This is a genomic window from Mesorhizobium sp. M1050, assembly GCF_040318715.1.
In the GTDB taxonomy this organism is placed as follows: domain Bacteria; phylum Pseudomonadota; class Alphaproteobacteria; order Rhizobiales; family Rhizobiaceae; genus Mesorhizobium.
In genome coordinates this window covers 1-9,997 of the sequence record NZ_JAMYMV010000120.1, presented here as the reverse complement: position 1 = coordinate 9,997, position 9,997 = coordinate 1, and the positions used below count along the sequence as shown (strand labels likewise).

Genomic DNA, 9,997 nt, shown 5'->3' with positions numbered 1-9,997 from the left:
CCCGCCGCATTGCGGGTGCCCCGAAACCCAACCCTGGCGGGCCGGTTCCTTTGACGCCCCTTACGGGCCTTTTGGTGGCGGGGGGTGTTGACGTTTGCGGGGCCCCCCCGGGGGGGCGGCCCCAATTCTCTCAGTCAGGGGAGGTAAACCTAATCCATCGGGCCTTTTTCTCCGGGCTTGCCGGGCAGCTCCTCAGGGAACAACTCGTATTTCGCCTGCTTGTCGGCGGCGACAAAGACCCGTTCGCGAATGATCGAATCCTCGGCCCAGTTGAACATGAAGATCGGCGTGCCCTGCGGAATGTTCGAGAAACGCTTGTTGACGATCAGCGCGCCAGGATATTCCGTCAGACCGACATTGTAGACGTGTTCCGTCGAGATCTTCTGAAACTGTTTCATCAGGCTGGCGCGTTGGTCATTGTCCTGCGTCGAGACGAACTTGTTGACGATGTCGACGAGGTCCTTTTCGAAAGGCATCAAATCGACCTCACCGTTTTCCGGCGCGCGATGGTCCCAGCTGGTGCGCGGACCGACCGGGGCGAGCTGCGCGGTGTTCTGCACCACCGAGGTCAGTTCCTGGTCGTTGCGCCGGACCAGCCAGTCGAAGCGGCCGGAATATTGCGAAGCGTCGCGCTGAGTACCGTTGAGCCCGTTGAGCACGACCCGAATCCCAAGCTTTTCCATCTGGGCGACGACGCCTTCGGCAAGGCTCTTGTCGGTGGTGTAGTCGTTGTTGACCAACATCACGACCTCGACGTTCTTGCCGCCGGCGGTGCCGGAAGGGAAGTTCACGAAACCGTCGCCGTCGGTGTCCTTGAGGCCTGCCTTGGCCAGTTCGGCCTTGGCGCCATCGAGATCGAAGGGATAGTAGACCGTCGAATTGCGGTCATAGAAGCTGGTGCCCGACGACAGTCCGCCGGGGTAGATGGCGGTGAACGGCCCCTTGACCAGCGAGTCGCCGAGCGCCTTGCGGTCGAGCGCCATGGTGATGGCCTTGCGGAAGTCCTCGTTGCGGTTCAGCTCGCGCACAGCTTGTCCGCGCGCGTCCGGGTTGCCCCAGCCATTGGCGGAAAAGTTCATGCGCAAATTGTAGCCGATGAGCCGCGGGCCGAAGGCCAGGCGTGCGGGCGCATTGGCCTCTGCCGCGCGCTTCAGCGAGGCGACGAAGTTTTCCGGCTGTTCCAGATTGGAAAAGTCAGCCGAGCCGGCGACCGCCTGGACGTCGCGGTCGGCCCAGGTCGACAGTTTGTACTGCAGCTCGTTGAGGTAAGGCAGCTGGTTGCCCTTCTCGTCGACTTTCCAATAATAGGGGTTGCGACGCAGGACGATGATATCGTCAGGCCGGTATTCGACCGGCACCCAGGCGCCCATTACCGGCAGGTTCATATATTCCGGCGGGAAGGCGTTCTTGAACTGATCGTAGGTGTTCTTCGAATATTTCGGATGCTGCGGCTTCAGGATGTGCGAAGGACCCGGGCAGAAGGTGCCGTATGCCATCGCGTAGAGATATTGTTTCGGAAACGCCTCCTTGAAGGTCCACTCGACGGTGTAGTCGTCGATCTTCTTCAGCGTCGTGCCGACACCGAAAGTTTCCGGCGTCGCTCCGTTCAGCGGCGAGACGTTCGGGTCGACGACCTCGTCGTCCCAGTAGAACATGACATCGTCGGCATTGAAGGCAACGCCATCCGACCATTTGGCGCCTTCGACCAGGTGCATGGTCAGCTTGTGGCCGTCCTTCGACCAGTCCCAGCTCCTGGCCAGGTTCGGCAACGGCTCGGTGTCCTTCGCCTCGACCTGGAACAGCGGTGCGGTGCGCGTCAGGCATTCGGAAAGGCCGATATCGATGCCGCCCCAGCCTTGGGTCTGGCCGGCGCCGTAGTTCCAGCCCTCCGGCCGCCCGCCGATGACATGGCGCATCGTATCGCCGTAGACGCCGATGCCGTCCTGCATGTTGCCCGTCTTGAAGACCAGCGGTTCTTTCGGCAGCCGGTCCTTGAGCGGCGGCAGCTTGCCGGTCTTGACGTATTTATCGGTGACCCAGTCCGGCTCGTGATATTCGGGGAGCGCCTTGAACTCCAGAATGGAGTCACGCGCCACATAGTGGATCTTGCCCTCGGCGGGGAACGGTGTCGGCGCCGGCGGAACCGTCGGTTCGCTAGCGTATACACTGAGTGCCGAGACCGAGACGCTCAGCGCCAGTCCGGCAGCAAGACCGATATTGCGTAAATTCCTCACTGTCTCTCTCCCTCTTGTTTGTTCCGGAGCGTTTGCATCCGCTCCGCTTCTCCTCGAACTCAAACGGCTTTCTGGCAGTGGATCCGCCTCCCGTAGATCCACCGTCACCGCATGTGGTTTCAGCCGGCTTGCGCCAGCGCAGCTTTTTCGGCTCGCAATTCCTCGATCGAGCGAACGCTGCGCCGTGCAGCGCCCGCCCACTCGCGGGTCTTCACCTGAGATGTCGACAGCCGCTCCCTGGCGGCCGGAACCGCATGGGCATATTGCGGCAGCCAGGCCGCCTGGGCGACGACCATTTCGTCGACCATCTGCCAGACCTCCTCCGGCGTCGAAACCGCGCCGACCAGCGGGTCGTGCAGCACGGCGAGCTTCAACAGATCGATGTCGCCTGATATCGCGGCATGAACCGACATGCGCTGGACGTTGATGGAGGAAATGCAGGTGGCGGCGCAGGCTTCCGGCAGCGTGATGCCGGCCGCCATGTTGATGCCGAAACGGTCGACGAAGCCGGGCGACTCGACGATGGCATCCTGCGGCAGGTTGGTGATCACCCCATCGTTCTTGACGTTGAAGTGGCCGCGATAGACGCGGTTGGTCTCCAGCGCCTCCAGTATATGGCTGGCATGCTCGTTGGAGCGTTTATCCGGGTCGATCGGCTTTGACGCCGCTTCGAGGAACTGCGGATATTCCGTTTCGAACCAGTTGCGGGTTTCGGTGGAGTAGCGAAGATAGCCGCCCGTTTCACCGTGGATCCAGTCGGACATGTCGATCCAGCGCGTAATCTCGTCGGGACGTTTGCGATACCAGGGCAGATATTCGGAAAGATGGCCGTTGCTTTCGGTCGAATAGACGCCGAAGCGCTTCAGGACATCGATGCGCAGCTTCTCCTGTTGCGAATAGACCGGATGCGCCTCGAAGGCGGCCACCAATTCGTCCTTGCCGATGGGGCGGCCGTTCAGGCGCAGGTCGATGAACCAGGTCTGGTGGTTGATGCCTGAACAGACATAGTCGAGTTCCTGCCTGGACTTCGCGCCGAGGACCTCGGCGATCTGCTCGGCTCCGTGCTGGACCCCGTGGCAGAGCCCGACGGTGTCGACCTTGCCGTATTCGATCGCTGCCCAGGTGTTCATCGCCATCGGGTTGGCGTAGTTCAGGAATTTGACGTTCGTCTCGGCGACCTCGCGGATGTCCTTGCAGAAATCCAGGATCACCGGGATGTTGCGCTGGCCATAGAGAATGCCGCCGGCGCAAATCGTATCGCCGACGCACTGGTCGATGCCATATTTCAGCGGAATGCGGATATCGTCGGCATAGGCTTCGAGGCCTCCGACCCGCACGCAGCTGATGACGTAGCGTGCGCCTTCGAGCGCCTTGCGGCGGTCGGTGGTCGCCGTCACCTTGGTCGGCAATCTGTTTGCCTCGACGATCCTGTCGAGGATCGCCTTGATCATCTGAAGATTGTGCTCGCTGACATCGGTCAACGCGAATTCGATGTCCTTGAATTCGGGGCACGCATAGGATGTCGGTGAACAATTTCTTGGTGAAGCCGACGCTGCCCGCACCGATGATAGCGATTTTGAAACTCATCAGCCGCACCTCATTCCATTCGAATTGCAGGCAAGGAATGACAATGGGAAGTTGTAGCCACATGCCGTGACATGTATGCGCGACAAGCCGGAATCCGGCTCACCAACCTCCCTGTCCGCTCCTCGACTGCGGATCTCTCTCGCTTTTCGACGGGGATTATGCGCTTATTCGCGAGCGCGACCAGAGAAGGATTATGCTTTCGAGGGTAATTTTGTGCTGCATGATTTGATAGCCAACGGACAATCCATGCGTACGATCTCGCTGCCGCGCGGTCGCCAGCGCCTGCACGCTATGCCGACGAGCACGGGCTACGAGGTGCGCGAGGACGAAATCTATGATTGGGACGGCCGCAAGCGCGGCCAGACACCGTTCACGGTGCTCCAGCATACGATCAGCGGAGCCGGCCGGCTGCGCTACGAAAACCGCAACTATCGCCTGCAGAAGAACGACACATTGCTGGTGCTGGTGCCGCACAACCACCGCTACTGGCTGGCTGGGGATGAGCGCTGGGAGTTTTTCTGGATTTCGATGAACGGCGAGGAAGCGCTGCGCATCCACAAGTCGATCCTCAGCGTCTCGGGTCCTGTATTTCGGCTGCAGCCGGCGACGATCGATCATCTTGCCGATTGCAGCCTGCGCCTGATCAAAGGGGCTGCTTCGCCGGGCGCTGCTTCGGCGATAGCCTACGAGGCTGCGATGGCGCTCTATGACGATGTCTTCGGCTCCCACGCCTTTACCGAAAAACAGAGCGTCATGCAGCCGGTGATCGATCACATCGGTGCCAATCTCGACAAACCGCTGCCGGTGGCGGACCTGGTCCAGATCAGCGGCCTCAGCAGGGCCCATTTTTCGCGCTGTTTCGCCGAAAGCGAAGGCGTGCCGCCCGCCGAGTTCGTGCTGCAGCAGCGCCTGCAACGTGCCGCGAAGCTGCTGACCAAGGTGGATTTTCTGCCGGTGAAGGAAGTCGCCATCCTCTGCGGCTTCGAGGACGCCAACTATTTTTCAAAGGTCTTCCGCCGCTGTTACGGCATAACGCCAAGCCAATTCCGCACCACCGGCATGTACGCCAGCATGAGAACCCCGGCCAGGCGCGGCGTCAGGGCGTCCGATGACGGTACCTGACGCCGCCGCCGGTAGACAGGCAGCTAGGCTGCGCGCAGACTGCCGCCATCCAGCCACTCGAGATCGGCCTGCGAAAGCGTGATGTCGAGGGCGCGCAGGCTGTCGTCCAACTCGTCCAGCGTGCGCGGCCCGATCAGCGGTATGGATGGGAAGGGCTGAGCAAGCACATAGGCGAGCGCAACATGGATCGGGCTCTTGCCGAGTCTCGCGGCAAGGTCGATCGCCCGGTCGCGGCGGCCGAAATTCCGCTCCGAGTACCAGACACGTACCAGTTCCTCGTTGTCGAGCCTGTCGCGCCCAGCGCGGTCGGTGAAGAAGCCGCGTCCTTGGCTCGACCAGGCGAAGTTCGGCATCTGCCTAGATGTCAGCCAGGCCTTCCACGCATCCGTGGAGGACGTGACGCAGCCAGCCCAGATCGGCTCCAGCATTTCGGCCAGCGAGAAATTGTTGGATAGCGCGCCGGGCTTTTGCTTGCCGGTGCGTTCGGCATAGGCAATGGCCTCGTCCATGCGTTCCATCGTCCAGTTCGAGCCGCCGAACGGGCCGCGGATGCGGCCAGCCTTTACCTCGCGATCCATCGCATCGACGAATTCGCCGACCGGCACGTCCGGATTGTCGCGGTGCATGAAATAGACATCGACATGGTCGGTCTGCAGGCGGTCGAGCGACTGGTCGAGCTGCTTGCCGATCACATCGGGATAGCAGAGCGGCGAGTGGGCGCCCTTGGCGATGACCACCGATTGCGCGCGCACGCCGCGGTTCTTCAGCCACTCGCCAAGCAGCTTCTCGGTATAACCGGCGCCGTAGACATAACCGGTGTCGAAGAGATTGCCGCCGCCCTCGAAAAAGGCGTCGAGCAGGATCGAGCCCGAGGAAAACGTACGGAAATCCTCGAAGCCGAGCGCCACTACCGACGCCGGCTTCGACAGGCCCGGTATCTTGCGCTTGGCGATCGCCGTGCCGCCTGATCGCAAAGGCCGGCCAGAAATGGTGTTGATGCGTTGTTGGGCCTTCTCGATCTCGTATTCGAGGCCGGCCGCCGCCCGCCATCTGTCCAGCACACGCAAAGTGCCGAGGCTTTCCGCCCACGCCATGCCCGGCCAGGCGAATTCCTGCCGCCCGGCGCGGATGGCCTCGCCGGCCGCGTCGACCTCGAAGGAATAGACATGGCGCTTCTCGTTGACGCTGATGGTCTCGCGCGAGCCATCGGATGCAATGACGTCGATCTGGCCCAGGCCGACGTTGCGGTTGCCGCCAGCGAACCAGAAGTCCGGCACCTCGATGCGGCCTTTGGTGCCCAGGATGCGCAGAACATTGTCCTGTTTGAGCGAGATGCTGCAGGAGACTTCGGCGACGATGCCGCCGGGGAAATGCATCAGCGCCGAGGCCCATTCGTCGACGCCGGACTGGCCAAGATGAGCGGTGCCGACGACCTTGTCAGGCTCGGCGAAGGGTTTTCCGGCGGCGGCGCCGGCAATCAACCGCACCATCGAGACGGGATAGCCGCCGACGTCAAGAATGCCGCCGCCGGCAAGATCGTTGGCGTAGAGCCGGTGCTGCGGCATGAAGCCCGGCATGGCGAAACCGAAGCTCGACTTGATCATCCTGATCTCGCCGATGACACCGGACCTGATCAGCTCGACCAGCTTCAGCGTCTGCGGGTGCAGCCGGTACATGAAGGCTTCGCCGAGAAACGTGCCGGCCTTGCGCGCGGCATGCATCATGGCGTCGGCCTCGAAGGCGGTCAGTGCAAGCGGCTTTTCGCACAGCACATGCTTTCCTGCCTCGGCCGCCTTGATCGCCCATTGCGCATGGCCGGGATGCGGTATCGAAATGTAGACCACATCGACTTCGGGATCAGCAAGCAGCGCATCGTAGCCGTCGAGGATGCGGGCGCCGGGGAAACTCTCGGCGAGGCCAGGCTTGGCGGGATTGCGGGCACCGATGGCGACCAGCTTTCCGGTGCGCGAATCGGCCACGCCACCGGCAAAGGACTGGGCGATGCTGCCCGGTCCGAGGATGCCCCAGCGAATGGGCGTGGTTGCAGTCATTGTCATTCTCCTTGAAGGCTGGAAAGGGCGGCCGGTCAGCGCAGCCGCAGTCCTTTTTCGTCGAACAGGTAGGATTTGCGGATGGAAACGGTGATCTCGGACGCATCGGGAACTTTTGCGGCGTCGCGCTGGATCACCACGTCTTCACCATTGGCCGTTCTGGTGTAGAGGAAGCTCGTGCCGCCGAGGTGCTCAATCACGTCGATGCCGACGACGAGGTCGGCGCCACCTTCTCCCGCGTTGCCGAAATGTTCGGGCCGCACGCCGACGATGACCTTGCTACCCACTTCGGGCGTAGCGCCTGTCAGCGGCTGCGTGAAACGGGTCTTCTCCTGACCCGCCAGTTCGACCATCACGCCGCGCGCATCGTGTCCAACAATATGAGCCTTGATGAAGTTCATCTTCGGCGAGCCGACAAAGCCCGCAACGAACTGGTTGTCGGGATTGTCGTAGAGATCGAGCGGCCGGCCGATCTGCTCGATATGGCCGGCGCGCATCACGACGATCCTGTCGGCGAGCGTCATCGCCTCGGTCTGGTCGTGCGTGACATAGATCATGGTGGCGCCGAGTTCCTTGTGCAGCCGAGAGATCTCGACCCGCATCTGGACGCGCAATTCGGCGTCGAGATTGGAGAGCGGCTCATCGAACAGGAAGACCTGCGGCTCGCGCACGATGGCGCGACCTATGGCGACGCGCTGGCGCTGGCCGCCGGAGAGTTTTTTCGGCCGCCTGTCCATCAATTCGCTGATGCGAAGGATCTCGGCCGCGCGCTTTATCCGCCGATCGGTATCGGCTTTCGGGTTGCCGGTCATGCGCAGGCCGAAAGAGAGGTTCTGTTCGACGCTCATGTGCGGATAGAGTGCGTAGGACTGGAACACCATGGCGATGCCGCGGTCGGCTGGCTCTACATCGTTCACCACCTTGCCGCCGATGGCGATCTCGCCGCCGCTGATGTCCTCGAGCCCGGCGATCATTCTGAGCAGCGTAGACTTGCCGCAGCCGGACGGGCCGACAAAGACGACGAACTCGCCGTCCTCGATGTCGATGCTGGCGCCGTGGACAACCTCGAAGAGGCCGAAGCGCTTGACGACATTGTTGAGCGTGACCGTTGCCATTCTGCCCCTTACTTGACTGCGCCGGCGGCGATGCCGGCGATGAAATGGCGCTGCAGCAGCACGAAGACGACGAGCATCGGCACAGTCAGCATCACCGCGCCCGCCATGATGCCGCCCCATGACACCTTGGTGAGCCCGATCAGCGTGCCGAGCGCCACCGGCGCCGTCATTGAACCGGGCTGGCTGTTGATCAAAAGCGGCCACAGATAATTATTCCAGGAGGCGAGGAACAGGATGATGGCGAGCGCCGCCAGCATCGGCCGCGCCAAGGGCAGCGCAACGAACAGGAAGATGCGCCATTCCTTCACGCCTTCGACGCGCGCCGCATCGAAGAGGTCGTCCGGCATCATCGAAAAACTCTGCCGCATGAACAGCACGCCGAGCGAATTGAACAGCGGCGGCACGATCAGCGCCACCCACGTGTTGGCGAGCTTGAAATCGCGCGCCACCATGATGAATTGCGGGATCAGCACGACCGCATAGGGAAGCGTGATGGTGCCGAGGATAATGGCGACAATCGCGCCTTTGCCGAAGAACTGGTAACGAGCCAGTGCCCAGCCGGCCATCGACGTCAGCAGCACCGACAGGATGGTGTAGGTAACCGCCACCGAAACCGAAATGCCGATGGCGCCGACGAAGTTGGTGTCCCGCTGCAGATTGTTGAAATTGTCAATGAAATTGCCGTGCGGCAACAGCTCGATGCCGGGGCTGAAGATGCCGTTGTCCGGCATGGTCGAAAATACCACCATCATCCACAGCGGAAACAGCCAGATCAGCGCCAGCGGCGTCAGGAACAGATGCAGCGCAATGCTGCGTCCCAGCCTGGTGGAGGAGCGCGAGCTCATTTCGGCTCCCTCGTCAGCCACAGCTGCACCAGCGTGATGGCGATTGCCAGGCCGGCCATGGTGTAGGCAACGGCCGACGCGTAGCCGAAGTTGAGCGACCGGAAACCCTGGCGATAGAGCAGCAGGCCAAGCGTCTCCGTGCCGCCTCCCGGGCCGCCCCGCTCGGTGATCAGGAATGGCTCGGTGAACAGCTGCATGGTGCCGATGATCGACAGCACCAGGCAAAACACGATGACCGGCTTGAGGAGCGGCAGGGTGATATGGAAGAATTGCTTGAGCTTGCTGACACGGTCGAGCGTTGCCGCCTCGTAGACATCTTCGGGTATGGACTGCATACCGGCGAGCAGGATGATGGCGTTGTAACCGGCCCAGCGCCAGGTCACCGCGATCATGATCAGCGCCATCGCCGGCGTGACGTTGGAAAACCAGTCGATCTTGGGCAGGCCGACGCTGTTCAAGAGCTTGTTGATGATGCCGAAATCGAGGTTGAACATCAGCCGGAACACCGCCGAATAGGCGACCTCGCCAACCACGACCGGGGCGAAGAAGGCGAAGCGGTAAAGGCCGCGCGCCTTCAAAAGCGGCGAATTCAACAGCACCGCCATGACGAGCGCCAGCGAAATCATCACCGGCACCTGGATCACCAGGATCAGCAGCGTGTTCTCAAGCGCGTTGAAGAAGGCCGGATCGCCAATCAATCGGCCCCAGTTGAAGCCGGGCGCGAACCGCCACGGCACGGTGCGCGTCGCTTGGAAGGAGATCATGAAGGAGCTGATGATCGGCCACACCCAGAAGACCGCAAAGATCAGCAGATAGGGCGCGAGGAAGCGATACGCCGTGGCATTCTGATGGCGCATTGCTGTCTCCTTTCCGCGTTCAAGGGTGGCGCGCCCTGCTGAAACGCCCGGCGCGTTCGGTAATGGTCGCGGGGGGGGGGGGGGGGGGGGGGGCCCGCCCGGCCCCCGCCGGCCTGTGTGGGGCGGCCGCGGGGGGCGCGGGGGGGGGGGGGGGGGGCGGGGGGGGCGCGCGGGGGGGGGGGTGGG

At 62.3% G+C, this 9,997-nt stretch carries 6 protein-coding genes and 1 pseudogene; 1 reads left to right on the top strand and 6 read right to left on the bottom strand.

Annotated elements, in window-relative coordinates:
* Nucleotides 1-149: 149 nt before the first annotated feature.
* The gene (locus NKH57_RS32405) at nucleotides 150-2,234 is read right to left on the bottom strand and encodes an ABC transporter substrate-binding protein (protein WP_352950384.1); all 2,085 of its coding nucleotides are present in this window, start codon (nucleotides 2,232-2,234) and stop codon (nucleotides 150-152) included.
* 119 nt (nucleotides 2,235-2,353) lie between these two features.
* Nucleotides 2,354-3,821, bottom strand: a pseudogene (locus NKH57_RS32400) (alpha-glucosidase/alpha-galactosidase).
* Between the two features lie 75 nt (nucleotides 3,822-3,896).
* Here NKH57_RS32400 and NKH57_RS32395 point away from each other — a divergent pair.
* Nucleotides 3,897-4,943: an AraC family transcriptional regulator gene (locus NKH57_RS32395; protein ID WP_352950382.1), complete on the top strand. Its 1,047-nt coding sequence runs from the start codon at nucleotides 3,897-3,899 to the stop codon at nucleotides 4,941-4,943.
* 23 nt (nucleotides 4,944-4,966) lie between these two features.
* On the opposite strand, the gene NKH57_RS32390 is transcribed toward NKH57_RS32395, so the two are convergent.
* The 4 genes from NKH57_RS32390 to NKH57_RS32375 are packed head-to-tail and all read right to left on the bottom strand — an operon-like array spanning nucleotide 4,967 to nucleotide 9,811.
* Nucleotides 4,967-6,994 carry an aldo/keto reductase gene (locus NKH57_RS32390; RefSeq protein ID WP_352950380.1) on the bottom strand — a complete coding sequence of 676 codons (2,028 nt, stop codon included), beginning with the start codon at nucleotides 6,992-6,994 and terminating at the stop codon, nucleotides 4,967-4,969.
* A 35-nt stretch (nucleotides 6,995-7,029) separates the two neighbouring features.
* Nucleotides 7,030-8,109 carry an ABC transporter ATP-binding protein gene (locus tag NKH57_RS32385; RefSeq protein WP_352602322.1) on the bottom strand — a complete coding sequence of 360 codons (1,080 nt, stop codon included), beginning with the start codon at nucleotides 8,107-8,109 and terminating at the stop codon, nucleotides 7,030-7,032.
* Nucleotides 8,110-8,117: 8 nt separating this feature from the next.
* Nucleotides 8,118-8,954: a carbohydrate ABC transporter permease gene (locus NKH57_RS32380; protein ID WP_352950378.1), complete on the bottom strand. Its 837-nt coding sequence runs from the start codon at nucleotides 8,952-8,954 to the stop codon at nucleotides 8,118-8,120.
* Nucleotides 8,951-9,811 carry a carbohydrate ABC transporter permease gene (locus tag NKH57_RS32375; RefSeq protein WP_023758410.1) on the bottom strand — a complete coding sequence of 287 codons (861 nt, stop codon included), beginning with the start codon at nucleotides 9,809-9,811 and terminating at the stop codon, nucleotides 8,951-8,953. The genes NKH57_RS32380 and NKH57_RS32375 overlap by 4 nt, the downstream gene beginning before the upstream one ends.
* Between the last annotated feature and the right edge of the window lie 186 nt (nucleotides 9,812-9,997).